General features: G+C 71.5%; 28 protein-coding genes and 1 tRNA gene. 14 read left to right on the forward strand and 15 right to left on the reverse strand.

Features of this window, described 5'->3' with window-relative positions; all coding sequences use genetic code 11:
- Positions 1 to 64 precede the first annotated feature (64 nt).
- The 12 genes from ACZ6B1_RS08865 to ACZ6B1_RS08920 all read left to right on the forward strand — a co-directional run bounded on the left by ACZ6B1_RS08865 (position 65) and on the right by ACZ6B1_RS08920 (position 11,541).
- A complete protein-coding gene (locus tag ACZ6B1_RS08865; protein WP_453012546.1) occupies positions 65 to 481 on the forward strand; it encodes an NADH-quinone oxidoreductase subunit A in 417 nt (138 codons plus the stop codon).
- The gene (locus tag ACZ6B1_RS08870) at positions 472 to 1,092 is read left to right on the forward strand and encodes an NADH-quinone oxidoreductase subunit B (RefSeq protein WP_468776330.1); all 621 of its coding nucleotides are present in this window, start codon (positions 472 to 474) and stop codon (positions 1,090 to 1,092) included. Before ACZ6B1_RS08865 ends, ACZ6B1_RS08870 begins: the two co-directional genes overlap by 10 nt.
- Complete coding sequence (locus tag ACZ6B1_RS08875; protein ID WP_468776332.1) at positions 1,092 to 2,495, forward strand: NADH-quinone oxidoreductase subunit C; 1,404 nt, start codon at positions 1,092 to 1,094, stop codon at positions 2,493 to 2,495. Before ACZ6B1_RS08870 ends, ACZ6B1_RS08875 begins: the two co-directional genes overlap by 1 nt.
- Positions 2,492 to 3,460: a complex I subunit 1/NuoH family protein gene (locus ACZ6B1_RS08880; RefSeq protein ID WP_468776334.1), complete on the forward strand. Its 969-nt coding sequence runs from the start codon at positions 2,492 to 2,494 to the stop codon at positions 3,458 to 3,460. The genes ACZ6B1_RS08875 and ACZ6B1_RS08880 overlap by 4 nt, the downstream gene beginning before the upstream one ends.
- Before the next feature lie 2 nt (positions 3,461 to 3,462).
- A complete protein-coding gene (locus ACZ6B1_RS08885) occupies positions 3,463 to 4,017 on the forward strand; it encodes a NuoI/complex I 23 kDa subunit family protein (RefSeq protein WP_359552443.1) in 555 nt (184 codons plus the stop codon).
- A complete protein-coding gene (locus ACZ6B1_RS08890; protein ID WP_468776337.1) occupies positions 4,014 to 4,616 on the forward strand; it encodes an NADH-quinone oxidoreductase subunit J family protein in 603 nt (200 codons plus the stop codon). The genes ACZ6B1_RS08885 and ACZ6B1_RS08890 overlap by 4 nt, the downstream gene beginning before the upstream one ends.
- Positions 4,616 to 5,002, forward strand: coding sequence for an NADH-quinone oxidoreductase subunit NuoK (gene nuoK / locus ACZ6B1_RS08895; protein WP_468776339.1), 387 nt, complete (start codon positions 4,616 to 4,618; stop codon positions 5,000 to 5,002). Before ACZ6B1_RS08890 ends, nuoK begins: the two co-directional genes overlap by 1 nt.
- A complete protein-coding gene (locus ACZ6B1_RS08900; protein WP_468776340.1) occupies positions 4,999 to 6,993 on the forward strand; it encodes an NADH-quinone oxidoreductase subunit 5 family protein in 1,995 nt (664 codons plus the stop codon). The genes nuoK and ACZ6B1_RS08900 overlap by 4 nt, the downstream gene beginning before the upstream one ends.
- 6 nt (positions 6,994 to 6,999) lie before the next feature.
- Positions 7,000 to 8,577, forward strand: coding sequence for an NADH-quinone oxidoreductase subunit M (locus tag ACZ6B1_RS08905; protein WP_468776342.1), 1,578 nt, complete (start codon positions 7,000 to 7,002; stop codon positions 8,575 to 8,577).
- Entirely contained in the window at positions 8,574 to 10,097 is a 1,524-nt protein-coding gene (locus ACZ6B1_RS08910; RefSeq protein WP_468776344.1) for an NADH-quinone oxidoreductase subunit N, read from the forward strand. Before ACZ6B1_RS08905 ends, ACZ6B1_RS08910 begins: the two co-directional genes overlap by 4 nt.
- A gap of 191 nt (positions 10,098 to 10,288) precedes the next feature.
- A complete protein-coding gene (gene htpX / locus ACZ6B1_RS08915; RefSeq protein ID WP_365129521.1) occupies positions 10,289 to 11,152 on the forward strand; it encodes a zinc metalloprotease HtpX in 864 nt (287 codons plus the stop codon).
- Positions 11,149 to 11,541 (forward strand): YccF domain-containing protein, encoded by a 393-nt coding sequence (locus ACZ6B1_RS08920; protein WP_468776346.1) that lies wholly within the window; start codon positions 11,149 to 11,151, stop codon positions 11,539 to 11,541. The genes htpX and ACZ6B1_RS08920 overlap by 4 nt, the downstream gene beginning before the upstream one ends.
- Before the next feature lie 66 nt (positions 11,542 to 11,607).
- Here ACZ6B1_RS08920 and ACZ6B1_RS08925 read toward each other — a convergent pair whose 3' ends face one another.
- Positions 11,608 to 12,891: an APC family permease gene (locus tag ACZ6B1_RS08925; protein WP_468776349.1), complete on the reverse strand. Its 1,284-nt coding sequence runs from the start codon at positions 12,889 to 12,891 to the stop codon at positions 11,608 to 11,610.
- A gap of 155 nt (positions 12,892 to 13,046) precedes the next feature.
- Here ACZ6B1_RS08925 and ACZ6B1_RS08930 point away from each other — a divergent pair, with 155 nt between their 5' ends.
- Positions 13,047 to 13,313, forward strand: coding sequence for a GlsB/YeaQ/YmgE family stress response membrane protein (locus ACZ6B1_RS08930; protein WP_199211572.1), 267 nt, complete (start codon positions 13,047 to 13,049; stop codon positions 13,311 to 13,313).
- Positions 13,314 to 13,422: 109 nt separating this feature from the next.
- Here the strand turns inward: ACZ6B1_RS08930 and ACZ6B1_RS08935 are convergent, their stop codons facing one another.
- Entirely contained in the window at positions 13,423 to 13,911 is a 489-nt protein-coding gene (locus ACZ6B1_RS08935) for a YajQ family cyclic di-GMP-binding protein (protein ID WP_358928204.1), read from the reverse strand.
- Between the two features lie 212 nt (positions 13,912 to 14,123).
- On the opposite strand from ACZ6B1_RS08935, the gene ACZ6B1_RS08940 reads away from it, so the two are divergent.
- Positions 14,124 to 14,205 (forward strand) — tRNA-Tyr (locus ACZ6B1_RS08940).
- Between the two features lie 174 nt (positions 14,206 to 14,379).
- On the opposite strand, the gene ACZ6B1_RS08945 is transcribed toward ACZ6B1_RS08940, so the two are convergent.
- The 13 genes from ACZ6B1_RS08945 to ACZ6B1_RS09005 form a co-directional block, all read right to left on the reverse strand.
- Complete coding sequence (locus ACZ6B1_RS08945; protein WP_468776351.1) at positions 14,380 to 15,759, reverse strand: tyrosine-type recombinase/integrase; 1,380 nt, start codon at positions 15,757 to 15,759, stop codon at positions 14,380 to 14,382.
- 65 nt (positions 15,760 to 15,824) lie between these two features.
- Positions 15,825 to 16,010, reverse strand: a complete 186-nt coding sequence (locus ACZ6B1_RS08950) for a helix-turn-helix transcriptional regulator (protein WP_351667783.1) — start codon at positions 16,008 to 16,010, stop codon at positions 15,825 to 15,827.
- Between the two features lie 444 nt (positions 16,011 to 16,454).
- Positions 16,455 to 17,927, reverse strand: coding sequence for an ATP-binding protein (locus tag ACZ6B1_RS08955; RefSeq protein ID WP_468777447.1), 1,473 nt, complete (start codon positions 17,925 to 17,927; stop codon positions 16,455 to 16,457).
- Positions 17,928 to 17,929: 2 nt separating this feature from the next.
- A complete protein-coding gene (locus ACZ6B1_RS08960) occupies positions 17,930 to 18,790 on the reverse strand; it encodes a bifunctional DNA primase/polymerase (protein WP_468776352.1) in 861 nt (286 codons plus the stop codon).
- Positions 18,791 to 18,880: 90 nt separating this feature from the next.
- Positions 18,881 to 19,330, reverse strand: a complete 450-nt coding sequence (locus tag ACZ6B1_RS08965; RefSeq protein WP_468776354.1) for a BUD32 family EKC/KEOPS complex subunit — start codon at positions 19,328 to 19,330, stop codon at positions 18,881 to 18,883.
- Between the two features lie 18 nt (positions 19,331 to 19,348).
- A complete protein-coding gene (locus tag ACZ6B1_RS08970; RefSeq protein ID WP_468776355.1) occupies positions 19,349 to 19,855 on the reverse strand; it encodes a hypothetical protein in 507 nt (168 codons plus the stop codon).
- 204 nt (positions 19,856 to 20,059) lie between these two features.
- Entirely contained in the window at positions 20,060 to 22,186 is a 2,127-nt protein-coding gene (locus tag ACZ6B1_RS08975; RefSeq protein ID WP_468776356.1) for an ATP-binding protein, read from the reverse strand.
- Between the two features lie 91 nt (positions 22,187 to 22,277).
- Positions 22,278 to 22,451, reverse strand: a complete 174-nt coding sequence (locus ACZ6B1_RS08980) for a pRL2-8 (protein ID WP_468776357.1) — start codon at positions 22,449 to 22,451, stop codon at positions 22,278 to 22,280.
- A 2-nt stretch (positions 22,452 to 22,453) separates the two neighbouring features.
- Positions 22,454 to 22,771, reverse strand: coding sequence for a hypothetical protein (locus tag ACZ6B1_RS08985; RefSeq protein ID WP_468776359.1), 318 nt, complete (start codon positions 22,769 to 22,771; stop codon positions 22,454 to 22,456).
- A gap of 1 nt (position 22,772) precedes the next feature.
- Positions 22,773 to 23,120: an RRQRL motif-containing zinc-binding protein gene (locus tag ACZ6B1_RS08990; protein ID WP_468777450.1), complete on the reverse strand. Its 348-nt coding sequence runs from the start codon at positions 23,118 to 23,120 to the stop codon at positions 22,773 to 22,775.
- Entirely contained in the window at positions 23,120 to 24,253 is a 1,134-nt protein-coding gene (locus ACZ6B1_RS08995; RefSeq protein ID WP_468776361.1) for a hypothetical protein, read from the reverse strand. Before ACZ6B1_RS08995 ends, ACZ6B1_RS08990 begins: the two co-directional genes overlap by 1 nt.
- Positions 24,250 to 24,468: a hypothetical protein gene (locus ACZ6B1_RS09000; protein WP_468776362.1), complete on the reverse strand. Its 219-nt coding sequence runs from the start codon at positions 24,466 to 24,468 to the stop codon at positions 24,250 to 24,252. Before ACZ6B1_RS09000 ends, ACZ6B1_RS08995 begins: the two co-directional genes overlap by 4 nt.
- A complete protein-coding gene (locus ACZ6B1_RS09005) occupies positions 24,465 to 24,734 on the reverse strand; it encodes a DUF6284 family protein (protein WP_468776364.1) in 270 nt (89 codons plus the stop codon). Before ACZ6B1_RS09005 ends, ACZ6B1_RS09000 begins: the two co-directional genes overlap by 4 nt.
- Between the last annotated feature and the right edge of the window lie 364 nt (positions 24,735 to 25,098).

Genomic DNA, 25,098 nt, shown 5'->3' on the forward strand with positions numbered 1-25,098 from the left:
GCAGCCACAGGGGTCCACTGCACCGGGTTCACCAGGGACACGAAGTCAGGGAGCGAGGCGGACGGTGCGGGAGACGTTGGGGGACTCGACGGTCGCCGCGGCGGACGTCGCGGCCGGCTACTTCCGGTCCTACTCGGTCGTGGGACTGCTCGCGCTCATCGGCGTGCTCTTCGTCGCGGTCGCCTTCGGCGCCGGCCGGCTGCTGCGCCCGGTGGTGCCCACCCCGGAGAAACTGCTCACCTACGAATGCGGTGTCGACCCCGTCGGCGAGGGCTGGGCCCACACCCAGGTCCGCTACTACGTCTACGCCTTCCTCTACGTGATCTTCGCGGTCGACTCGATCTTCCTGTTCCCGTGGGCGACCGTCTTCGCCGCCCCCGGCTACGGCGCGACCACCCTCGTGGAGATGTTCATCTTCCTCGGCTTCCTCGCCGTGGGCCTGCTGTACGCCTACAAGAAGGGGGTGCTGGCATGGACGTGAACCCGTCCGCCACGGAGAACCCGTCCGCCGCGGAGCCCGTCCTGCTTCCGGAGCCCAAGAGACTGGGCGCCCTCGCCCGGCTCGCCCCCGAGCCGATGAAGGTGGTCCTGAACTGGGGCCGCCGGTATTCGCTGTGGGTGTTCAACTTCGGCCTCGCCTGCTGCGCGATCGAGTTCATCGCCGCGTCCATGGCCCGCCACGACTTCATCCGCCTCGGTGTCATCCCCTTCGCGCCGGGCCCCCGCCAGGCCGACCTGATGGTGGTCTCGGGAACGGTGACGGACAAGATGGCGCCGGCCGTGAAGCGCCTGTACGAGCAGATGCCGGAGCCGAAGTACGTCATCTCCTTCGGCGCCTGCTCCAACTGCGGCGGCCCGTACTGGGACTCGTACTCCGTCACCAAGGGCGTCGACCAGATCATCCCGGTCGACGTGTACGTACCGGGCTGCCCACCGCGCCCCGAGGCGCTGCTCCAGGGCATCCTCAAGCTCCAGGAGAAGATCGCCCGCGAGTCGCTCGTGCACCGGTACGGGACCGCGCGCCCGTCCGCGGCCGCGCTGAGCAGCGACCTGGTGAAGCCCCCGGCGCCCGCCCGGGAAGGGGACGCGTGATGAGCACGGCCGGCTGGCTGCCCGCACCCGCCGCGGAAATCTTCGGCCCCGACGCCACGGCCGAGGAGTCGTACGAGGTCCTGACGGTGGACGTACCGCCGTCCTCCTGGCTCACCGCACTGGAGACGGCCCGCACCACCCTGCGCTGCACCTACTTCGACTGGCTGAGCGCGGTCGACGAACCGGGGACGGGCTTCCGCGTCTCGGCGCACGTCGTGGCCCTCGACCCCGTCCGCCGTCTCCTGGTCCGCACGACCGTGCCGCACGAGGCGCCGGCGCTGCCGTCCGCCGTCGGCGTCTACGCGGGCGCGGCCTGGCACGAGCGCGAGACGCACGAGATGTTCGGGGTCGTCTTCGAGGGCCACCCCGGCCTGGTGCACCTGCTCCTCCCGGAGACCTTCGAGGGCCACCCCCTGCGCAAGGACTTCGTCCTCGCCGCCCGGGTGGCCAAGGCCTGGCCGGGCGCCAAGGAGCCCGGCGAGTCCGACCACGGTGGCCCCAAGCGCCGCCAGATGCTGCCGCCCGGCGTCCCCGACCCGAACGAGTGGGGCCCGCTGAAGGGCCAGCTCCCTCCCGCCCCGGCGCGCCCGGCCCGGGGCGCGGGGCGCGCGGCGGGCGAGCGCCCGGCACGCGCGGCTGGTGAGCGCCCGGTGCGGCGAACCCGCACGGCCTCGGAGGGCTCCGCCAGCCAGGCCGGGGAGGCTGCTGCTGGGGCTGCTGGGGCTGCTGGGGCTGCTGGGGCTGCTGGGGCTGCCGGGGCCGCGGGGGCTGCCGGGTCCGGACCCGCTGGAGCCGCCGGCGCCGGGGCACGGCCGCGTCGGACCAGGAGCGCGAGTGAAGGCTCGGTGAGCCAGTCCGCGGCGCCGGCCGAGGACGCGGCGGTACGCGAGCAGGCCCCAGCCGAGGGCGACGCCGCGCGGACGGCGCCCGAGGGACCGGCGCCGGAGGCCTCGGTGGCACAGCCCGGGCCGGCACCGGCCCGGCCGCGCCGCGCGCGCAGCGCCTCGGGAGGCTCGGCCTCACAGCGGCCCCCGGCACCGTCCGAACCGTCCGAACCGGCGGAGCCGGACGGCTCAGCCCGCCGAGGTGCGGCCCCGCGCAGCTCGGACGCCCCGTGGCACCACGCGCGCCCGGCCTTCGACGAGCGGTCCGAGGCCGCCCAGGAACCGGAGCGCGCTCAGGACGCAGCGGAGGCCGAGCGAGCCCCGGAGGCTGAGCGAGCCCAGGAACCCCAGGACGCTCCGGAAGCCGGGCGAGCCCGGGAACCCGAGGGGGCTCCGCGAGCCCGGGAGCCCCAGGACGTTCCGGAAGCCCAGCCGGCTCAGCACCCCCAGGACACCCACGAGTCCCAGAGCCCTGAAGAACCCCCCACCCCTGACGACCCCACAGGAGGCCCGCGGTGAACGACGCGCTGGACGTCGTCCTGCGACTCGTGGTCGTGTTCGTCGTCTTCCTCACCTTCCCCCTGATCGTGGGCCAGACCGAGCACAAGGTGATGGCCCATATGCAGGGCCGCCTCGGCCCGATGTACGCGGGCGGCTTCCACGGCTGGGCCCAGCTCATCGCCGACGGTGTGAAGTTCGCGCAGAAGGAGGACGTGGTCCCGGCCGGCGCCGACCGCCGTGTCTTCCAGCTCGCCCCGGCCGTGGCCCTGCTGCCGTACCTGCTCGTCCTGCTCGCCATCCCGATCGGGCCGGGCGAGGGGGCCGTCGGGCAGGTGCTGGACGCGGGAGTCTTCTTCGTGCTCGCGGTGATGGGCGTCGGCGTGCTCGGCTCGCTGATGGCCGGCTGGGCGAGCGCCAACAAGTTCTCCCTGCTCGGCGGCCTGCGCACGGCGGCCCAGCTCCTCGCCTACGAGCTGCCCATGCTGCTCGCCGCGGCCTCCGTCACCATGGCGGCCGGCACGGTCTCACTCCCGGGCATCGTGCACGCCTTCCACTGGTGGTGGCTGCCGTGGCAGATCGTGGGCGCGATCGTGTTCTTCGTGGCCGGCCTCGCCGAGCTGCAGCGCCCGCCGTTCGACATGCCCGTCGCCGACTCGGAGATCATCTTCGGCGCGTACACCGAGTACACCGGCCTGCGGTTCGCGCTGTTCCTGCTCGCCGAGTACGCCGGCATCGTCGTCCTGTGCGGTCTGACCACCGTCCTCTTCCTGGGCGGCTGGCACGGCCCGTGGGGCGCCGACGGTCTGGGCTGGCTGTGGACCCTGCTGAAGACCGCGATCCTCGCCTTCGTCGTCATCTGGCTCCGCGTGACCTACCCCCGCCTGCGCGAGGACCAGCTCCAGAAACTCTCCTGGACCCTCCTCGTCCCCCTCTCCCTCGCCCAGATCGCCCTCACCGGCATCGTCAAGGTGGTGATCCAGTAGCCATGGCTCCGATTCCCGGCAGTGGCCTGGCCAAGGGCCTGGCCGTCACCCTCCGCACGATGACGAGGAAGACCGTCACCGAGCAGTACCCGGACGCCCTCCCCGAACTGCCGCCCCGCACACGCGGTGTCATCGCGCTGTTCGAGGAGAACTGCACGGTCTGCATGCTGTGCGCCCGCGAGTGCCCGGACTGGTGCATCTACATCGACTCGCACAAGGAGACGGTCCCGCCGGCCGCCCCCGGCGGGCGCGAGCGCAGCCGCAACGTCCTCGACCGGTTCGCCATCGACTTCTCCCTGTGCATGTACTGCGGTATCTGCATCGAGGTCTGCCCCTTCGACGCCCTGTTCTGGTCCCCGGAGTTCGAGTACGCCGAGACCGACATCCGCGAACTCACCCACGAGCGCGACAAGCTCCGCGAGTGGATGTGGACCGTGCCGGCCCCGCCCGCCCTCGACCCGGGCGCGGAGGAGCCGAAGGAGATCGCCGCGGCCCGCAAGACCGCCGAGAAGCTCGCCGCCCAGCAGGCCGCCGAGCAGGGGGAGGAGCGGTCATGAGCCTCGCCGCGGCCCAGCACGGCTTCCTGTCCCCGACCGGCGTGGAGATCGCCTTCCTCCTCGTCGGCCTGGTCACCCTCGGCGCCGCGCTCGTCACCGTCACCACGCGGCAGCTCGTGCACGCCGCCCTGTGGCTGGTGGTCGCGCTCGGCGGCCTGGCCGTCGAGTACCTCCTGCTCACCGCCGAGTTCATCGCCTGGGTGCAGGTCCTCATCTACGTCGGATCCGTCGTCGTCCTCCTCCTGTTCGGTCTGATGCTCACCAAGGCCCCCATCGGCCGCTCACCGGACGCCGACTCCGGCAACCGCTGGGCCGCCCTCGCCGTGGCGGCCGCCGCCGCGGCGGCCCTGGTCTGGGTGGTCGTCGACGCGTTCCGCACCACCTGGATCGACCTGGACGGCCCGGCGGCCGGCACCACCCGCGTCACCGGTCAGAGCCTCTTCCAGAACTGGGTCCTGCCCTTCGAGGCGCTGTCCGTCCTGCTCCTCGCGGCCCTGGTCGGCGCGATCGTCCTGTCCCGCAAGGCGGCAGCGGCGGACCCGCCTCCCGGCGCCGTCCCCGCGGCCGGCACCCCCGGCGAGAAGGAAGGCGCCCGCTGATGCACCTCGCCTATCCCGCCGTACTCTCCGCCCTCCTGTTCTGCACCGGCCTGTACGGCGTCCTCGCCCGCCGCAACGCGATCCTCGTCCTGATGTCCGTCGAGCTGATGCTCAACGCCGTCAACCTCAACCTGGTCGCCTTCGACGTCTGGCTCAGCCGGGCCGCCGAGGAGACGCTGCACTCCGGCCAGGCGCTGACCCTGTTCACCATCGCCATCGCCGCCGCCGAGATCGGCATCGGACTGGCGATCGTGCTCGCCGTGTACCGCAACCGCGGCACCTCCGACATCGACAGGCTGCGCGACACCGCCGAGGGCCACGGCGACGACACCGACGGCCCCGGCACCGACGCCCCCACGGCCGAGAAGACTGAGGCCCCCGCGTGACCACGACCACCCTCGCCGTCCTCGTCCCCCTCCTGCCGTTCCTGGGCGCCGCCGCCGGACTGCTGCTCGGCCGCACCACCCCCGGTCTCGTCCGCCCGCTCGCCGTACTGCCCACCCTGGCCGCGCTCGTGCTTGCCGCGCTGGTCGCCGTACGGCAGGGCGGCGGCCGGGCCATCGAGGCCCGCACCGAGCTGACGCCCACCGGCTCGGTCCCGATCGACCTGGCCCTGGACATCGACGGATTCGCCGCGCTCGTCGCCGTCCTGGTCGCCTTCGTCGCGACCTGCGTGCAGATCTACTCGACCGGCTATCTGCGCGACGACCCGCGCTATCCCTCCTACGCCGCCCTCGTCTCCCTGTTCACCTCCGCGATGCTCCTGGTCGTCTACTCCGGCGACCTGATCGTGCTGCTGGTCGGCTGGGAAGTCATGGGCATCTGCTCCTACTTCCTGGTCGGCCACTACTGGGAGACCCCCGAGGCCCGCGCCGCCTCCCTGAAGGCCTTCCTGGTCACCAAGCTCGGCGACGTGCCGTTCCTCATCGGCCTGTTCGCCCTGGGCACGGACGCCGGATCGTTCAGCATCCCCCGCGTCCTCGGCGCCGTGGCGAACGGCGGCATCGGCCACCCGACGGTCATCGCCCTGCTGCTGCTCGCGGGCGTGGCCGGCAAGTCCGCGCAGTTCCCGCTGCACACCTGGCTCCCCGACGCGATGGCGGGCCCCACGCCCGTCTCGGCGCTCATCCACGCCGCGACGATGGTCGCCGCCGGTGTCTACTTCGTCGCCCGTCTCCTCCCGCTCTTCGAGGCCTCACGGGCCGCGATGCTGGTCCTCGCCGTCATGGCCGCAGTCACCATGACCGGCTCCGGTCTCGCCGCCCTCGCCCAGGACGACATCAAGCGCGTCCTCGCCTACTCGACGATCGGCCAGCTCGGCTACATGACCGGCGCCCTCGCCGTCGGCGACCGCGGCGCCGCCGTCTTCCACCTCCTGTCGCACGGCGCCTTCAAGGCGCTGCTGTTCCTCGCCGCCGGCGTGATCATCCACGCCGCCGGCACCAACTCGCTCGCCGCCATGTCCCGCATGAGCCACCTGCGCGAACGCGTCCCGGACGCCTACTGGACGATGACCGTGGCCCTGCTCGCGCTCGCCGCGATCCCGCCCTTCAGCGGCTTCTTCTCCAAGGAGTCCGTCCTCGGCGCCGCCGAGCACGTGGCCACCGGCCACACCGCCCAGGCACCGGGCGCCGCCGGCTGGCTCGTGCTCGTCGCCGGACTGGTCACCGCCCTGCTCACCGCCGCCTACGCCACCCGGCTGTGGCTGCTGGCCTTCTGCGGCCGGGGCGCCGAGGCCCCCGACCACGGCCGCCAGCCGCTGACGATGACCGTGGTGCTGTGGGTCCTCACCGTGCCGTCCCTGGCCTTCGGCGGGCTCACCTACCGCTCGCTGCCCGGCTGGCTCGACGGACGCGAACTGACCCCGACCCTCCTCACCTCCATCCTCGGCACCGGCCTCGCCGTGGTCGGCGGACTCCTCACCTACGGCGCCTGGCAGCGCACCACCGCGCTCGCCGCCCGGGTCCCGCTGGGCGCCGTCGCCGCCCACCCCGAGGGCGACGCCGGACTGGTCGAGGCCGAGGCCATCGCCAGCCACGAGCCCGCCTACGGCGACATCGCCCGGGCGCCCGACCCGGCCGACCCCGGACGGCTGCTGCTCGGCCCGCTGCACCGGCACGCGGCCGCAGGCTTCCACCTGGACGCCGTGTACTCGGCGCTGTTCGTCCGCCCGGTCCAGGCCGGCGCGAGTCTCGTCCGGTTCCTCGACCGCGAGGTCGTCGACACCTACGTACGCGGCGCGGCCGCCCTGCCCCGGCTGCTCGGGGCCGCCGTACGGCGGGCGCAGACCGGCAATGTGCAGACCTATGTGAGCGCGCTGCTCGCCGGCACCGTCGTCCTGGCGGTCGCCGTCCTCCTCGTCGCCACGGGAGCGTGAGCAGGCGTGATCGATATCAACGAGTCCGTGATGCAGTTCCTTCTGGCGTTCGTCGTCGCCGGCCCGCTCCTCGGCGCCGCCACCGCCCTCCTCCCGGCCCCGCCCGGACTGAAGGGGAAGTCGCCCGAGCAGGCCGTGCTGCGGCACGGCGTCACCGTGACCGGCGTGATCCTCATCGCCGCCGTCGTCCTCGCGCTCGGCTTCGACCACGACCATCCGTCGAAGATGCAGGCCACGACCGACATCAGCTGGATCCCCGCACTCGACGTGCGGATCCACCTCGGCATCGACGGCATCTCCCTCCCCCTCCTGGTCCTGACCGCGCTGCTGGCCTTCCTCTGCGCGCTCTACTCCTACTTCAAGCCGCCGTCGGGCCCGTCCCCCAAGGCGTTCGTCGCACTGCTGCTCCTGCTCGAGACCGGCACCCTCGCGACCTTCGCCGTCCTCGACCTGCTTCTGTTCTTCCTCGCGTTCGAGACGGTGCTCATCCCGATGTACTTCCTCATCGCCCGCTGGGGCGGCGAGGGCCGCACCCGGGCCGCGTGGAAGTTCATCCTGTTCACACTGCTCGGCTCCGTGGTCATGCTGCTCGGCCTGCTCCTGATCGGACTCAAGGCGGGCACGTTCGACATGGTGGCACTCGCCACTGACAACGGCCGGTCGCTGACCACATCCGTGCAGGTCATCGCCGTTCTGGCGATCGGGATCGGGCTCGCGGTCAAGACGCCGATGTGGCCGCTGCACAGCTGGCTTCCCGACGCCCACACCGCCGCCCCGACCGTCGGCTCGGTCCTGCTGGCCGGCGTCCTGCTGAAGATGGGCACGTACGGGTTCGTCCGCATCCTGCTGCCGGTCGCACCCGACGGCTTCCGCACCTTCGCGCCGTACCTCGCCGCCTTCGCCGTGGTCGGGATCATCTACGGATCCCTGGCCTGCCTGGCCCTGGCCAAGCAGGGGGCGAAGGGCGACCTCAAGCGGCTCATCGCCTACTCCTCCGTCGGCCACATGGGCTTCGTCCTGCTGGGCATCGCCACCATGACCCCGACCGGCGTCGACGGCGCCCTCTTCGCCAACATCGCCCACGGCCTCATCACCGGCCTGCTCTTCTTCCTGGTCGGCGCGCTGAAGGACCGCACCGGCACCACCGACCTCGACACCCTTGCCGAGGAGAGCGGTGCCGCCCTCTACGCCAAGGCCCCCCGCCTCGGCGGCCTGCTCGCCTTCGGCGCCGTCGCCTCGCTCGGCCTGCCGGGCCTCGCCGGATTCTGGGGCGAGATGCTGGCCCTGTTCGGCTCGTTCAGCCCCGCCGCCGGCCTCAGCCGGCCCGCGTTCCTCACCTTCATGGCGATCGGCGCCTTCGGCACCCTGCTGACGGCCGCCTACATGCTGATCGTGGTCCGCCGGGTCTGCATGGGCGCCGTACCGCAGCAGGCTCCGACCACCCTCGCGGACGTGCACGGCTACGAGTTCGCGGCCTGGACCCCGCTCGTCACCCTCACCGTCCTCGCCGGACTGTGGCCGCGGGCCCTGCTCGGCCTGACCGACCCGGCCGTGCAGCAGCTCCTCGCAGGAGGCACCCGATGAGCGCCCTGGCCCAGCCCCCGGCCCAGTCGCTGGTCCAGTCCGTCGACTGGCTCGCGATCGCGCCGCCCACCATCGCCGCGGTCGTGGCGCTCGCCGTCCTCGTCTCCGACCTCTTCCTCCCCGAGGCACGCAAGCCCCTCCTCGGCTGGACCTCCGTGGCCGGCCTGGCCGTTGCCACACTGATGCTGCTGCCACTCCTGGACGGCGACCGCAGCACCTTCTGCCTGCCCGCTCCCGCGCGCGCGTGCAGCTACACCGCCGACCACTTCACCCTCGTCATCCAGTTCCTCGTCCTCGGCGGCGCTCTGCTCGCGGCCCTGCTGTCGGTGACGAACCTCGGCGACGAGCGGCGGCGCATCCCGGCCGGGGAATTCTGGTTCCTGCTGCTGTCCTCCGCGGCCGGCGCCGCGCTGCTGCCCGCCTCCCGCGACCTGGCCACCCTCGTCGTCGCCCTGGAGGTCGCCTCCCTGCCGGCGTTCGCACTCGTCGGCATCCGGCACGGCGACAAGCGGTCCTCCGAGGCGGCCCTGAAGTTCTTCCTGTCCTCGGTCACCGCCACCGCGGTCAGCCTGCTTGGCATCAGCTTCGTCTACGCCTCCACCGGCACCCTCTACCTCACCCAGGTCGCCCAGCGCATCCAGCACGTCGACGGGCAGCTCCACACACTCGCCCAGACCGGCGTCGTCCTCACCCTGGTCGGCTTCGCCTTCAAGACCGCCGCCGTCCCCTTCCACTTCTGGGTGCCCGACACCTACGTCGGCGCTCCGCTGCCCATCGCCGCCTACCTGTCGGTCGTCGGCAAGGCCGTCGGCTTCTCCGGACTGATCCTCGTCACCGTCGTCGCCTTCCCGTCGTACGCCGACGCCTGGGGGCCCGCGCTCGCCGTCCTGGCCGCCCTCACCATGACCGTCGGCAACGTCGGCGCCCTGCGCCAGCAGGCCACGCGCGCGTACAGCGCCGTACGACTGCTCGCCTGGTCCTCCGTCGGCCAGGCCGGCTACCTCCTCGTACCGATCGCCGCCGCCGGATACTCCAAGGACCCGCAGCGGGCGATCGGCTCCACCGTCGCCTACGCCCTCATGTACGCCGCCGTGAACCTCGGCGCGTTCGCGGTGGCCGCCCTGGTGGGACGCACGAAGTCCCTCAACCGGCTCAGCGACTACCGCGGCCTGTACGCCGCCAACCCGGTCACCGCCCTGCTGCTGGCCTTCTTCCTGCTGTGCCTCGCCGGGCTGCCGCCGGGCGTCATCGGCCTGTTCGCCAAGGTCACCGTGTTCTCCGCGGCCGTAGACGCCGGCCTGGGCTGGCTCGCCGTCGTCATGGCCGTCAACGTGGCGATCGCCCTCTTCTACTACCTCCAGTGGACGGCCCTGCTGTTCCGCACCCCCGAGGGCACACCCCCCCGGCACCGGCTCCCGGCCCCCCTCACCGCCGCCCTCGCCCTCACCGGCGTCCTCGCCGTGGCGCTCTCCGGCGCACCCCAGCTGGTCCTGCGCTTCGCCGCCATCGGCCTGTTCTGAGGACTCGCCACGCGCGCGCGGGGCACCCGTGGCCCCACGCGCGCGGAAGGCCGTAAGCGCACGTCACCCGTACGGCACACGCGCGCCGCCGCTCGCACCAGGGAACTCGCGGCGGCCGCCTGGCGTTGACCAGAGCGGGAGGGTCCACTGGACCAAAGCGTTCCCCTGCAGCACGACTTGGAGGGCGTACCGTGCACCGCCGGCACAACGGGCTGAGGACCGCAGTACTCCTCGGAGGACTGTCCGCGCTCATCATCGTCATCGGCAGCTTCTTCGGCCGTACGGGACTGATCGTGGCGGTCCTCATCGCGCTGGGCACGAACGCGTACGCGTACTGGAACAGCGACAAGCTGGCGCTCCGCGCGATGCGGGCCCGCCCGGTCAGCGAGTTCGAGGCCCCCGCGCTATACCGGATGGTCCGCGACCTGTCCACGCAGGCCCGGCAGCCCATGCCCCGCCTGTACATCTCACCGACGGAGGCGCCCAACGCCTTCGCGACCGGCCGCAACCCGCGCAACGCGGCGGTGTGCTGCACGGAGGGCATCCTGCGCCTGCTCGACGAGCGCGAACTGCGCGGCGTCATCGGCCACGAGCTGAGCCATGTCTACAACCGCGACATCCTCATCTCGTCGGTCGCCGGCGCCCTGGCCTCGGTGATCATGTTCCTGGTCAACTTCGCCTGGCTGATTCCCATCGGCCGCTCCGACGACGACGAGGGCCCCGGCCTGCTCGGCATGCTGCTGATCATGATCCTGGGCCCGCTCGCCGCCTCCCTCATCCAGTTGGCCATCAGCCGGTCCAGGGAGTACGAGGCGGACGCCTCTGGCGCCCAGCTCACCGGCGACCCGCTGGCCCTGGCCAGTGCCCTGCGCAAGCTGGAGCTCGGCACCCAGCAGCTTCCGCTGCCCCCTGAACCCCGGATCGAGACCGCGAGCCACATGATGATCGCGAATCCCTTCCGGCCGGGCCAGGGGCTGGCCAGGATGTTTTCCACACACCCGCCCATGGCGGACCGCATCTCCAGGCTCGAGAAGATGGCAGGGCGCCCACAGTGAAGATCATCCTCAACGTCATCTGGCTCATCCTGAGCGGCTTCTGGCTGTTCCTCGGCTACCTGCTGGCGGGCGTACTGCTCTGCGTGACGATCATCGGTATCCCCTTCGGTATCGCCGCCTTCCGCATCGGCGTCTACGCGCTGTGGCCCTTCGGGTACACCACGGTCGAGCGGCACGACGCGGGTGCCCCCTCGTGCGTCGGCAACGTCCTGTGGCTGCTGCTGGCCGGCTGGTGGCTGACGCTGGCCCACATCACGACCGGTATCGCCCTGTGCCTGACGATCATCGGCATCCCGTTCGGCGTCGCCAACTTCAAGCTGATCCCGGTGTCCCTGTTCCCGCTGGGGCGCGAGATCGTGCCCACGGAGCAGCCGTTCGCGGCGCGCTGAGACCCCCCCGGGGCACTGAGCACCCGTCAGTCCAAAGGCGGGACGACGCGGGAGGTCGGCCGCCGGTCACGCCCCCGGCCGGGGCTGCGGGCGGCCTCCGCGCCGGCCGCGGCCCGCCCACCACCGCCGCCCGCCGTAGGCCACCACGCCCACGGCGAGCACGCCCGCCCCCACCGCCACCGAGAGCGCGGGGAGGGCGAACGCCAACGTGGCGCAGCCCAGCAGCCCCACCACCGGCACCACCCGGGCCCGCGGGGCCGGGCTCAGCGTCCAGGCCGAGGCATTGGCCACGGCGTAGTAGGCCAGGACGCCGAACGAGGAGAAGCCGATCGCACCGCGCACGTCCACCGTGGCGGCCAGTACGGCGACCACCGCGCCCACGGCCGGCTCGGCCCGGTGCGGCACCTGGAACCGCGGATGCACGGCGGCCAGCGCACGGGGGAGATGACCGTCGCGGGCCATGGCGAGCGTCGTCCGGGATACCCCGAGGATCAGCGCGAGCAGCGACCCCAGCGCCGCCACCGCGGCCCCCACCCGGACCACCGGCACGAGTCCCGGCACCCCGGCCGCGCGCACCGCGTCGGCCAGCGGTGCCGCCGCGTGCCCCAGACGGCCGGCGCCGAGCACGCCGAGCACGGCCACCGCGACCGCGGCGTACACGACCAGGGTGATACCGAGCGCCAACGGGATGGCGCGCGGAATGGTGCGCGCCGGATCCCGCACCTCCTCGCCGAGGGTGGCGATCCGCGCGTACCCGGCGAACGCGAAGAACAGCAGGCCTGCCGCCTGGAGCACACCGCCGATCCCCGCCGCCCCACCGGGGCCGAGCCGCCCGGCGTCCATGCGCCCGGAGGCGAGGCACGCGACCACCACCGCGGCGAGGACGGCCAGCACCACGGCCACGATCACCCGCGTCAGCCATGCCGACTTCTGGATGCCGCCGTAGTTCACGGCGGTCAGGGCCACCACGGCCGCCACCGCCACCGCGTGCGCCTGCCCCGGCCACAGGTACGCCCCCACGGTGAGGGCCATGGCCGCGCAGGAGGCCGTCTTGCCGACCACGAACGCCCAGCCGGCCAGATACCCCCAGAACTCGCCCAGCCGCTCCCTGCCGTACACGTACGTCCCGCCCGACGCCGGATAGCGGGCCGCCAGGCGGGCCGAGGACATGGCGTTGCAGTAGGCCACGACGGCCGCGATTGCCAGTCCCGGCAGCAGCCCCCGCCCGGCGGCACGGGCGGCCGGTCCCAGCGCGGAGAACACGCCGGCCCCGAGCATCGAGCCGAGGCCGATGACCACGGCGTCCCGCACGCCCAGGGTGCGTCGCAGTGCGGTTCCGGAAGCTGTCATGCGCCGCACCCTACTGATCAGCGCAACCGGCGGGTGGATTCGAGGCGTCCTCTCCCTCGACACGGCACGAACACGCGCGCGACCGACGACCGATCCTCACCGGATTCTCAAGGACCGGCCAGTGCGGACACAGCGCGGAAGGGCAGGTTCACGGCATGAGCATCATCGGTTGGATCATCCTGGGGCTTCTGGCCGGAGCCATCGCCAAGGTCCTGCTGCCGGGCCGCGACCCGGGCGGCTTCATCGGCACGACCCTCATCGGCATCGCGGGCGCGTTCATAGGCGGCTACATCTCGTCCCGCTGGCTGGACCACCCGATCAGCAAGCACTTCTACGACGGCGCGACCTGGGCCGCCGCGATCGGCGGCTCGCTGGTCCTGCTGATCGTCTACCGCCTCCTGTTCGGCAACTCGCGCGACTGAGGCGTTGGCGGTGAGGCGCCGGGGAGCGACCGAAGGGTGGGCACCGTCCGGTGCCCACCCTTCCTGCTCATGACCCGGCGACGGCCCGCCGGCGCCGGACCGCGCCGCGCTACCGGTAGTTGACGAACTGCAGCGCGAAGTCGAAGTCCTTGCCCTTCAGCAGGGCGATCACGGTCTGGAGGTCGTCGCGGCTCTTGGAGGTGACCCGCAGCTCCTCGCCCTGGACCTGGGCCTTCACGCCCTTCGGGCCCTCGTCGCGGATGATCTTGGCGACCTTCTTCGCGTTCTCCTGGGAGATGCCCTCCTCGATCGTCGCGAAGATCTTGTACTCCTTGCCGGAGAGCTGGGGCTCGCCCGCGTCCAGCGCCTTCAGCGAGATGCCGCGCTTGATCAGCTTGGACTGGAAGACGTCGAGGACGGCGTTCACCCGGTCCTCGGAGTTCGCCTCCATGAGGATCTTGTCGCCGGACCACGAGATCGAGGCACCCACGCCCTTGAAGTCGTAGCGCTGCGAGATCTCCTTGGCGGCCTGGTTGAGGGCGTTGTCGACCTCCTGCCGCTCGACCTTCGAGACGATGTCGAAACTGGAGTCGGCCATGTCCTGTGGCTCCTTGTATCGGGTGCGTATCGGGTGCGTGGCGGCGGCCGCCGAACCCGGCGTGACGCCGGGCCGCATCCGCACCAGCCTAGCCACCCCGCGACCCGGTAGGTGGAGATCAATCGGGTGGCGAAGCACCCCCGCGCATCGGGTATTGTTTACGTCGTTGCCACGGAGCGCCGCCGAAAAGCGGTTCGAAGGGCAGCGACCCCGGCGGTGTGCCCGAGCGGCCAAAGGGAGCAGACTGTAAATCTGCCGGCTCAGCCTTCCCAGGTTCGAATCCTGGCGCCGCCACACTGGGGAAAACCCCCTCCGAACAGCCTTAACGGCAGGTCGGAGGGGGTTTCTTCGTTCCGTTGCCTGTTGGATTCGTTGTGGACGGAGCGCGGACGTGTCTCACTCCGTCTCGCCCAAATCCCACCTCTGATCAGTGCGTGTCCCCCAGGTGTCCCCCGGGGGAGAGCATGATCACTCCGGCTCGTTCCACTCCCGGAGTGCCGCATCGATCCGGCTGTTCGCCCGCTCTCGGGTCTGGTCAAGCACCTTGGCGTACACCTTGTGCAGCACTGCGATGCTGTGGCCGGCGCGGCGGGCGCACTCCATCGCGTCCACGCCAGAGCTGAGCCAGAACGACACCCCAGCGTGCCGGAGGTCGTAGGGGCGACGGGCCAGCAGCGAGGCTGTCTCTGCCTCGCTCAGTACGTCCTGGCGGGCCTTGGCCCATACCTCCCCGTAGCCGGTCTCCTGTAGCAAGCCGTTGCGGCTCGTCCGGAAGAGCCGGCCGTCAGGTGCCGTGCCCTGCTGTGCGATGTGCTGGCGCAGCATGCGGACGAAGTGCGGTGGGATGGGCACCGGTCGGGAGTCCTTCTCGGCACGCGCCTTGAGGTGGCGCATCTCGTGAGCCGTTCCGTCGTTCGTCCAGCTCCGTCCGGCGCGGACGATGCCCTGCCGCAGGGTGAGCATTCCCCATCCCGTTTCCGGGAGGTCGCACTGATCCGCGCGCAGTCCGGCGGCTTCGGCCGGCCGCATGGCCGCGTAGTACAGGCAGCCGAAGAACGCTTCCAGGTGCCGTCCGCGGGGCCCCTGCTCGCGGACTCCGGCCAGGAGGGCACGCACCTGACGCGGATTGGCGACGCTTTCGGGGTCCACCGCCTCTACCGACTTCGGCGCGGTCCACTTCACGGCCGCGAGCGGGTTGACCGGGATGGTGAAGTACTTCTTCTCCACGGCGAGTCCCAGGACGTCACTCAGGCAGGCACGCTTCCGCTTCGCGGTGCGCGGTGAGGCTGTCTTCCCGTCCAGCCGCAGCGAAAGGGCGTCCAGGGCCAGGCGTACGATCGCGGAATCCTCCAGGGCGGACACCGGCATGGAGTGCTTGGCGACCCAAGCTAAGGCGCGGGCAACGTCGTCCGGCGGGGTCTCGTTCCAGCGGTTGCGGTTGTACGCCCACCCGTAGAGCGCCCGCCGCATGAGCGCGGGATCGGGCATGCCGGTCTTCGTCTTGACGAGGGCGGGGGTGATGGTGGCCAGCGCATCGGCGTAGTTCTTCCGCGACTTCGCCGGGGCCTGTACCCACTTGCGGTCGACGTAGGTGCGGCTGTGCTCGTACCACGTGATGGAGCCTTGCTTGGCGCGCAGTTCGGAGACAGGAAGGCCCGTCTCTTCGTCGAACTGGTCACCGCGTCGCACGGCGGACATGAGTTCCGAGCGGCGTCCCTCCGCCTGCACCTTGAGTGTGTAGCTCTTGGAGTGCTTACGCTCCCCGACCAGCCAACGGAGACGGTAGGGCTTGGGGCGGTCCTTACGGACTTCGATGGAGTAGAGGCGGACGTCGTAGGTCAGTGACATGCAAACTCCAGAGGGGCCCGCCGAAAGCGGGCCCCTCGTGTCTCGTCTACGGGGAAGGCGGGCGGTCAGGCAGCGTCCTCCATGGACGACCACCACTCGTCCAAGTCGCTGCGGCGGCAGCGGAGTTGACCGTTGGGCAGCTTGATGAGCTTCGGGGCCTTGCCACGGGCGCGCATGCGGTAGAAGGCGGCGCGGCTCATCTCGATCTCTTCGAGGACTTCAGGGAGCTTGAGCATCTTGGTGCCGGCCAAGGTGGTGACTCCTTCTTCGGTGGGGCGTTCGGGGGTCGTGTGTGTCCGAGGTGCGGATTTCTGCGTCATCTGCGTCATCTGCGTCATTCAGGCATCTGACCTGCGGGTTTTGGGTGACGCAGAGCGTTGGACCTGCGTCACCGGTGACGCAGGCTCTCCGTCATCGGTGACGCAGGTGACGCAGGATGACGCAGGCAGAGGCCGTCTGCGTCACCCTCGTCTGTGCAGGTCACCCACCGTTTCCGGGGCACGGGTGACGCAGGTGACGCAGGATTTCCTACTTAGGAAAAAAAGGGGCCGTATCTGTGGTGGTGCGGTGCGGCTCAGGACGTGACGAAGGAGCCGCTGCGCGGCGCGACTACTGGGCGGCGTTCCGCCGAACAGCAAGAGGAGCACGCCCCCGCCCGGTGCTCCTCTTGCTGTTGCGGTCAGCGGCGGTGCCGGTCAGAAGGCCTGCTGTTCCTGCGCGGGCGGGGCGGGTGAGCGGGTCATCTCGATGTAGCGGCCCTCTTTGGTGCGGCCCGAGTCGATGATGACGCCTCGGGCCGCAAGAGTGGGCTGGAGGCGCTTGAGGCGGTCTGAGAGGACTTTGCCGGTGGTGGGCCAGCCTTTGGGCAGGGCTCGGAAGTCCTCGCCGCTGTAGAGGCGGCTGAGGCAGTGCAGCCACTCGGTGGAGGTCATCCGCTGCTGGCCGCCCGGTTCGAGTTCTGCGGCGTGTCTGAGGACGGTCTGCGCCAGCAGGTCGCCCTCGATGACGTCGTCGTTGAGGTCGTCCAGGCTGGCCCGGTAGGCGGTGAGAGCTCCGAGGCCGGTCGCTGCGTCGAGCTGCGCGCACAGGTGGGCGAAGTCCGCCATCCGTAGATCGGTGGGGGTCTCCGCCTCGACCGCGCGGACCTTGACGGTGAGGTCCAGGAGCGAGCCGAGGACCACAGGCAGCGCTTCCGCGTACTCCGCCCACAGCTCCGCCTCGGTGCGCCGCACTTTCGGCCTCTCCAGGCGCAGCGGCAGGAGCCGTTCGGCGAGGTCGGGCCGGATGACTCCCACGTCGATCCCGGTCAGGAGCAGGGGCCGGCGGTAGCCGACGCGGAAGACGTCACCGTCGGTGAACAGAGCGCGCTTGACGTTCTCGGCTCCGGTGACGATGCAACACATCGCGTCGGACAGCTCCGGGGTCATGTGGGAGAGGTTGTCCAGGGCGGTGACCCATCCGGCCGCCACCGCCGCGATCAGGTTCTCCTCATCCCTGGGGGCGCGGCGCAGGTCGCCGGTCATGCCCTCGATGATCCGCACGAGCATCCGGCCGCCGGTGGACTTGCCCGCGCCCTGAGGCCCGGTGAGGAACGGGGCGGGGACCGGCACGGACGGTGCGAGGCAGCCGATGAGCCAGGCGATGGCCAGGCACTCTGTTTCCGCGGTGGCGAAGTTGCACAGCCGCATCAGCAGGTCGATGCCCTTGCCGTCGGTGTCCTTGGCGGGCAGGGGCAGTTCCCCGGTGAGCTGGGTGCGCCGCCAGCACACCTCGCGCGGGTCGGGAACGGCGATGTCCCAGCCGGTGGGGTGGATGCGGACGGACTGCCCGTCGCTGCGCCCGAGGTCCAGCCACGTCGCGCCGTCGAATCCGGGGGCGACGCGGATGTGGACGGGTTGCACGTCCTCGGACAGTGCGAGGGCTTCGATCAAGTCCAGTGCCTCCTTGAGGGCGGTGCCGTTGAACACGCCGAGCCCATCGCGGAAGAGGCCGACCATGAGTTCCTGGCGGTGGCTTCCCGTGGTGCCCTGCGAGCGGATCGGGCGGGCCACGGGGTGGCCTTTCTTCTGCGCGTAGACAGTGCCGTCGACGGTGCGGAAGTAGCGGAAGTGTGATTGGGCGTAGTCGGTGATGACTTCGCGGGCGGGGTTCTTCTCGTCGTCGGCCACGGTCACAGTCCCAACGTGGTGCGTGCGTTGGCCCATGCGTCAATGCAGTGCCGGGCCGTCTCGCCCTTGCCTTGGGCGGCGGTGAACAGGCGGGCGATGTGGGTGTCGGTGAGGCAGCCGCACCGGCCGTGCGTGGACAGCACGGCGAGGAACGTCCGGTAGACCGTGGCGTGGATCGCGCTGCGGGCCTCAGTGATGCGCTGCTCCGCCATCGCGATGCCACGGTGCAGATAGGCGGGCGTTCGGTGAGGACATTCCCCGCCCCCGGCTGGTGCGGGCACGTGGACGGCCTGCGGCCTTGGCCGGGGCGTGGTCGGATCCTTCACGGCCAGCGCGCGCACGGCGTCGGGCAGCGCGGCCATGGTGCCGGTGCCGGGGCGAAGCCAGCGGGCGTAGGCCATCGTGGACTTGATGTCCACGCCCGGCCGGACCGCGTTCACCGACCGCATGGCGCCCTGGTAGATCCAGTGCTCTCCGCGCGTGCTGGCCACGGTGCGGGTGGCGGGCAGCGTCTCATGGGCCCAGGCGACGGCGGCCGCGTTGTCCAGGTCCACGACCGTCAGCCCGGCCCCGCCGGGGTGGTAGGCCACCGCCGCCGCCTCGCGCCATGCCCGTGCCCACGTGGGCGAGTTGATGGTGTGGGTGTCGGTGGTGGCGGCGGCCCATCCGTGGCAGGGCTGCGGGCAGGCACAGGGGCCGGGGGTCTTCATGTTCGGCCGGCCGCCGCACGCGTTCTCCGCACAGCGGCGGCAGTTCCCGAACGGCACCTTCCCGGCCCGTAACGGCAGCACCGGCACGCCGGAGGCTGCCAGGCAGAGAGCGGCACGCACGTGCTCTCCCCGAACGTCGGTCGGTTGCGTCATGCTGGATATCTCCAGTTCCTAGGAGTGGTGCTGGGTGACAAGGGCGGCCCCGCGGCTTTGGCGAGACGGTGGGGGCCGCCCTTGGCGTAGCTAGTGGCTGTTGGCCCAGCGGGCGTACTGCTGGCGGACGTAGGCGCGGGGGTTGCAGCCCACGTCCGTGCCGTCGACGGCCATCAGCCGACAGGCGAGGTCGAAGGCCTCGCTGGTGCTGGCGGTGTGGCCGGGAGTGCGGCCGGCGGCCATGCGGTCGGTGAGGGCGGCGCGGCGCAGCCACCACTCCCGCCCCCGCTCCTCGGCGGCCTCCAGCCACTTGAGTTCGCGGCCCGCGTCGGGCGCGGAGGCATAGGCCTGGGCCGCGTTGGGCCAGTCCGTGACGCTGGTCGGTGCGGGGGTGGGGTGGAAGGCCTTGGTGTAGAGGCGGACGCGGTATCCGTGGCGGGCGGGATGGCGGGTGATGGGGGCGCAGTCGAACGCGGCGGTAAGCGCCTGCACGATTTCGGGTTCGTCGGCGGGGTCGCAGGTGATGCGGACGTCGAACATGGGCGGGGTCCCTTCGGGTCAGTGCTGCAGGTCGTTGTGCGTGCGGGCGATCAGGCCGCGCGTGTGGGTGGTGGTGTTTTCCTGCCGGACCGGGCCGTTGTAGTGGTGGTGGTGCTCGTCGGGGGCGGCCTCGGCGACGCGGGTGAACAGGCGGGCCAGGGCGAGGATCGGCACGGCGAGGGCGGCCGGGGCGGCGCAGATCAAGCTGATGACGGTCGGGTCGGCGTGTCGGGAGGCGACTAGGACACCGATGGCGATGAGTCCGGGCGGGACGGTGGACAGTCCGGCGGTGAGCATGAGCCGGCCGGTGTCGGTGGCCCGCTGAGACATCGGAGGCGTGCCCTGCTGCGCGACCGGGGGCGTGTCGCCGTAGGCGGGCAGTGGGCTGTCGTCGCGGTACGACGTGGGCGTCTGGGGCGCGGGCTTGTAGGCGTCGGCGAGGATCCGGGCGGCTTCGGCGGCGGCCACGTCATCGCTCATCCGGATGCCCGACGAGAGCGGTCCGGGGGTGGTCTCGGGGTACATGCGGAATCCCTTCCGGTGCGCGGTGAGGGAGGCGGAGACACCCCCTGCCGGGGGCGCTGTGGAGGGGGTTTCAGGCCTCTGAGCTGGGGTGCCTCCCTGTCTCCCTGAGCGATCATTTGCGCTGGTCAGGGCTAGGGAGGCGGGTCAGGGAGGCGGTGAGGGAGTTCTCCCTGCCTCCCTGGCTTGGGCGGGGTCGGCTCCCTGTCATTCCGAGGCGGAAGCGGAACCGTCGGTGTCGCGGTTGGCGAGGGCGCGGGCGAGCTGGTCGCGGCCGACGACCATGCGGCCGTCGGACTTGTACGGCTCGGCGCCGGTGCCGTCCAGGACGCGGGTGAGGTCGCCGGGTGACCAGTCGCCGTAGGCGTCCGGGGCGAGCGCGGACAGTCGCTTGATGACGTCCTGGGTGCGCAGCCGGGGGGCGTCGCCGATCGCGGCGGCGATGTCGGCGAGCGGGTCACGTTCCTCGCCCCGCTCGATGACGTGCAGGGTGGTCACGCCGTCCCGCAGGGCCTTGGCCCGCTCGGCGATCACCTTGGCGTCGTCGGTGCTGATGTAGTGCGTGCGGACCGTGATGGACGACTGTCCCTTGGGGATGGTGATGCCGTCGGAGGCGATGACCAGGGTTCCCTTGTCCAGGCCGGGCCGCAGCAGGTTGGGTGCGGCGCCGCCGTCGACGGCCTTGTCGCCCAGCGCCATGCGGGCTTGGGACTCGGTGCCCAGGGCGAGGGAGGCGCGGGTGTGAGCGCCCTCGCGGACCAGCTTGGGCAGGTTCTGGTCGGTGGGGTCCTGGGTGCCATGCCACAGCAGGACGTTGACCGCACGGCCCTGGTTGTGGATTTTGCGAGCGGCCATGAAGTAGCGGGAGGTGGCGCTGGAGCCGCCGTAGGGGCGCTTGTCCTCGCCCTTGGCGGGGCACATGAACGCGACCTGTGCTTCGTCCACGATGACGACCAGCAGCGGGAACTCGGTGCCGGGCGGGGCCTGGAGGCGGCGGTTCATCTCCGCAACGGCGTCCTCGGCCATCTCGGTGACCTGGATGACGTGTTCGTCTGTCGGTCCCTGGATGAGGCGGGTGGCGATCCCGTCGAACATGGCCCAGTCGCCGGCGCCCTTGAGGTCACCCATCCAGAACTCCACCGACCGGTCCAGCGCCAGCCACAGCGCGAGCGCCCGCAGCGCGGCGGTCTTGCCCTGGTTGGACAGACCGGTGATGAGCAGGTGCCGCTGATACAGGCTCAAGGTCGCGGCGTCGCCGCGCAGGTCCTGCCCCCACGGCGCGCGGCCCTTGGCGTAGTCGGCGGTCATCGTGTCGTCGGTGACCAGCGGGGACGGGCCGATCGGCTCATCGAGCGCGCCGGAGTCGGCCACCCACAGCCGCACCGTGCGGGCGGCGGTGGGGATGGTGATGAACACTTCGTGTTCGTGCCGGGACAGGTTCTCGGCGAGCTTGCGGCGCCGCTTCTGCACCTCGTTCGTGGACACCCCGGAGGGCAGCGTCACGTCGACTTCCACGCCGCATCCGGCGATGGTGATCGGCGACAGCATCGACGCGCCCGCGTCGCCCATCTCCTTGATGGCGTTCTTCAGCGGAGCGATGCCAAGGTCGCGCAGGGCCTTGACCACGATCGACGGGGTGATCGGCTCACCCTCACCGCTGCGGACGTGGGCGGGAAGCGCCCACTGGGGTGCGGCCTGCTGCTTGCTGCCGACGGCCCACAGGGCGAGCAGGGCGAGGAACGGGCCGATCGAGATCAGCGGGCCCCACACCACCTGCACGATCGTGATCAGCAGGTTGATGAACTTCACCACGGCCATCAGCGGCGTGACCACATCCGACGCGTCCTTGGTCGCTACGGCCATCGCGATACCGAGCAGGACCAGGCCGCCGATGCCCATCCCGGTGCTCACGGCGGCGCCCTTGGCCGCGTCCAGGGGCGAGTGGAGCAGGTCCATGCGGCGGCGGTGGCGAGCGTCACGGAAGCGCTGGCCGCGCTCCTCCCACTCGGCCGCCGCCTCGAAGTTCCCCGCGGCTTCCGCCGCGCGCAACATCCGTTCGTAGCGGGCGGCGGTGCGGCCGTCCCACGCCCGACGGCCCACGATCCGCGCGCCGCCGACGACGTACAGGGAGTGCCGGGCGATGCCCCGAGCGGTGGTGCGGGTCGTCTCGTGGGTGGCTGCGGTCTTGATGGCGCGTCCGGAGCGCAGCCACAGCGGGACCGGCCGGGGGGCCGGCGGGTCGGGGACCACGGTCAGCGTGGTCACGGCCGCTTCGTCGGCAAGCGGCTCGGGCTCGGGCTCTTCTTTGTGCAGGTGAACGACGTTGCCGCTCATAACGGCAGACTCCTGTCTGCCCCGATGCGGGGCGAAGCGGAAGGGGAGGGTGCGGCGAGGGGGCCGGGCCCGTCGGGCCCGGCCGGGCAGGTCACCACCAGCGGGATTCCTTCTTCGTCACGAGGTAGGGGCAGCCGTTGCGCATGTGGTCGACGCACTGCGGGCAGTCCTCACGCGGCTTCAGGTGGCGGTGGGCGTTGCGGGAGTCGTGGGCGTGCTGCCAGCACTGCGGGCACTCGCCCGGGGGCGTCTGGGGGACGGCCATGGTCACCACCACGCCGACGACTTCTTCGCGGCCCGGGCGGTAGCGGCCTCGTTCACGATCCGCTGCCGTTCCGTCTGCAGCGCGGCGATCTCCGCGACCAACCTGGTTTCCGCCGACTGCCAGGCGGTGTCGAGCTTCCGTTCGGCGCGGGCGGTGCTGTTGCCTCGGGTGATCCGGTAGGAGCCGGACGCGAGCGCCCCGAGCACGGCGCGGCGTTCGCGGCCGTCCAGCGGCCACAGCTCGCGGTTGCGGACCGCTTCGAGCTTGCGATTCGTCTGCTGGATCTCGCGGTCCAGGCGGCGGGTGTCAGGCTTGCCCATGTCAGGCACTCCTCACGGCTTGGGAGAGTTCGGGGAATGCGCAGGGGGTGCACATGCCGAGCGCGGTGGGGATGACGTAGCCCGCATCACGACGGCAGGCGGGGCAGATACGGCGCGCAGCATTCGCACGGGCCAGCGCCGCCCATCGGGCGGGCGTCATCGGCCGGACGGGCTTGGCCAGGTCGACCCGGTACAGGTAGGCGATGAGCGGGGGCCGGCGGCGGCGCGGCCGTTCGAGCTGCGCCGCCACTTCCTGACCACCCGGCCGCAAGCCGCGTGCGCGGAGCTGGCGGCGGGTGGCGTAGCCGTCCGGGGCCAGGCGCCACCGGAACACCGGCAGCGCCCCCATCACGCGGCCCGCTCGGCGAGCAGGGCGTCACGCAGCTTGCGGGCGTTGACCGGGGAGGTGTGCAGCTCGCGGCGGATGCCCTCAGCGGTCACCTTCTCGTCGGGCCAGTCGGCCGTCAGGGTGCGGGCCTCGGTCATGAGCTGTTCCGGGCTGCGGCGGGTCCGGGGCGTCTTGGCGGCGTCCGGGACCCGGTACGTCGCTCGGGCCGGTCGGGTCGACTCAGCCGCCACCGACCGCGCCACAGTCGACCCGACCGGGGCCGGGGTCGACTCGACGGGTGCGAGGGCGGGCACGGGCTTGAGCGGCAGGGCCGACTTTCCCGCGTCGGCCGGGATGGGATCGGGCACCGCGAGCCGGGTCAGGGTGACCGTGACCGGAGTCGATTCGCCCTGGTCAGCGGTCGACCGAAACCTATCGGTCTGGGTCGATTCCTCCGCATCCGTGCCGCTGCCCGTGATGGCGGCGGCGGGGGTGGGCGGGGTGGTCCAGGCGGGCAGTGCCCATCCGGCGGTCGTGCCCGCCAGGGCCCGGGCGGCGCCCTCGCCCTGCTGGGTGCCTTCGAGCGTCGACCATGCCTTGGCGAGCTTGGTCGCGGTCGTGGCACGGACCCGGGCGACGCGGGCCCCGGCCGCTGTGACTGCCGTCAGCCGGGTCTGTTCCGTTCCAGCTTCGGCGCGCAGCCGGGCCCGCTCCAGCGCCGCCGCGTCCCTCGCCTGCTGCTGAATCGAGCGGATCGACTCCAGCGCGCCGGGGGTCAGCGCGGTCTGCTCCCACAGCCCATGGACCAGCCACAGGGCCTTAGCTCCCAGCGGCAGCCAGGAGACCGCGAGCCATGCACCGGCCCCGCTGTCGGCGGTGAGCGCGTGGGCGACTAGGACACCGCTCGCGACCGCCCCGAAGACCCAGCCGACGGCGGTGACCGCCCGGTTGTGGTCCCCCTGCGCCGCGAGGCGCCGCTCGTAGGCGAGGGTGGCCAGCCAACCGCCGTCCAGGCCCAGGCCGACGACCAGGGCGACACCCCAAGGCATCGAGTCGCCAAGCCACATCACGACCACGGCCAGGGTCAGGACCATGGACACAGCCGTCATCGCGACCGCCGGAGCGGCCGACGCGTTGCGCTTGTTGGTGCTCATCGATCCCTCTCAAGCGACTCGGACTCGGCGCACTTGGGGCAGTCGGGCAGGCACTCGGCGTCCGCCCTCGGCCCGGTGGCGTATCGGACCGCGATGACGCCCAGGCCGAGGAGGCAGGCCAGGACGGTGAGCCGCCAGTCATGCGCGACGAACTTCGCCCAGGCTTCGAAGGCGACCACGCAGAGGATCAGCGCGAGGTACAGGCGGCCGTTCATGCCGCACCGCCCGGCAGGCTCACCGTGGCGGCGTGGTTCGCCAGCGCCGCCCGCTCCGCCAGGACCCGGGCCAGCGCCCGGCGGGTGCGCCGGGCGTCCAGCTCCGTGCGGGTGCGGTCCAAGGTGACGATCTGCGCGTCGAGCAGGTCGACCTCCGCCAGGATCAGCGGGAGCTCCCGGTCGATCGCGTCCAGCTCCGCAGCCGTCGGCTCGCGCCAGTCGGCGAATGCGGTAACAGCGTCCTGAACAGTGACGATGTTCTTCATTGGGTCTTGTTCCTCTCAGACAGGAACGGCCCGAACCGCGCCCCCGGTGTTCGCGCACCGGGGGCGCTTGCCGCTGAAGTCGGAACATCCGGCTCCCCTCAGCGCTGCTCGTGCGAGACGAGCAGCGGAGGCAACCGGCCGCAGCGTCTGAGCTGCGGAACAGTCGATGAATGCGCGGGCCTCGGCCACGCTGACCGCCTTCTTGTCCTGAGGACAGGCGGTAGATCCTCTTCCACTGTTCAGTTCTCAAGGAACGACCAGCTCGGGGCCCCACGTGCACGAGCTATCCCGAACCGACACAGCCTCGGAGCAGCCAATAGGCATTTCCGTGCCGCTGTCCTAGGACTGCGGGCTGTTCGGTAAG

This window comes from Streptomyces sp. NPDC041129, assembly GCF_055592265.1.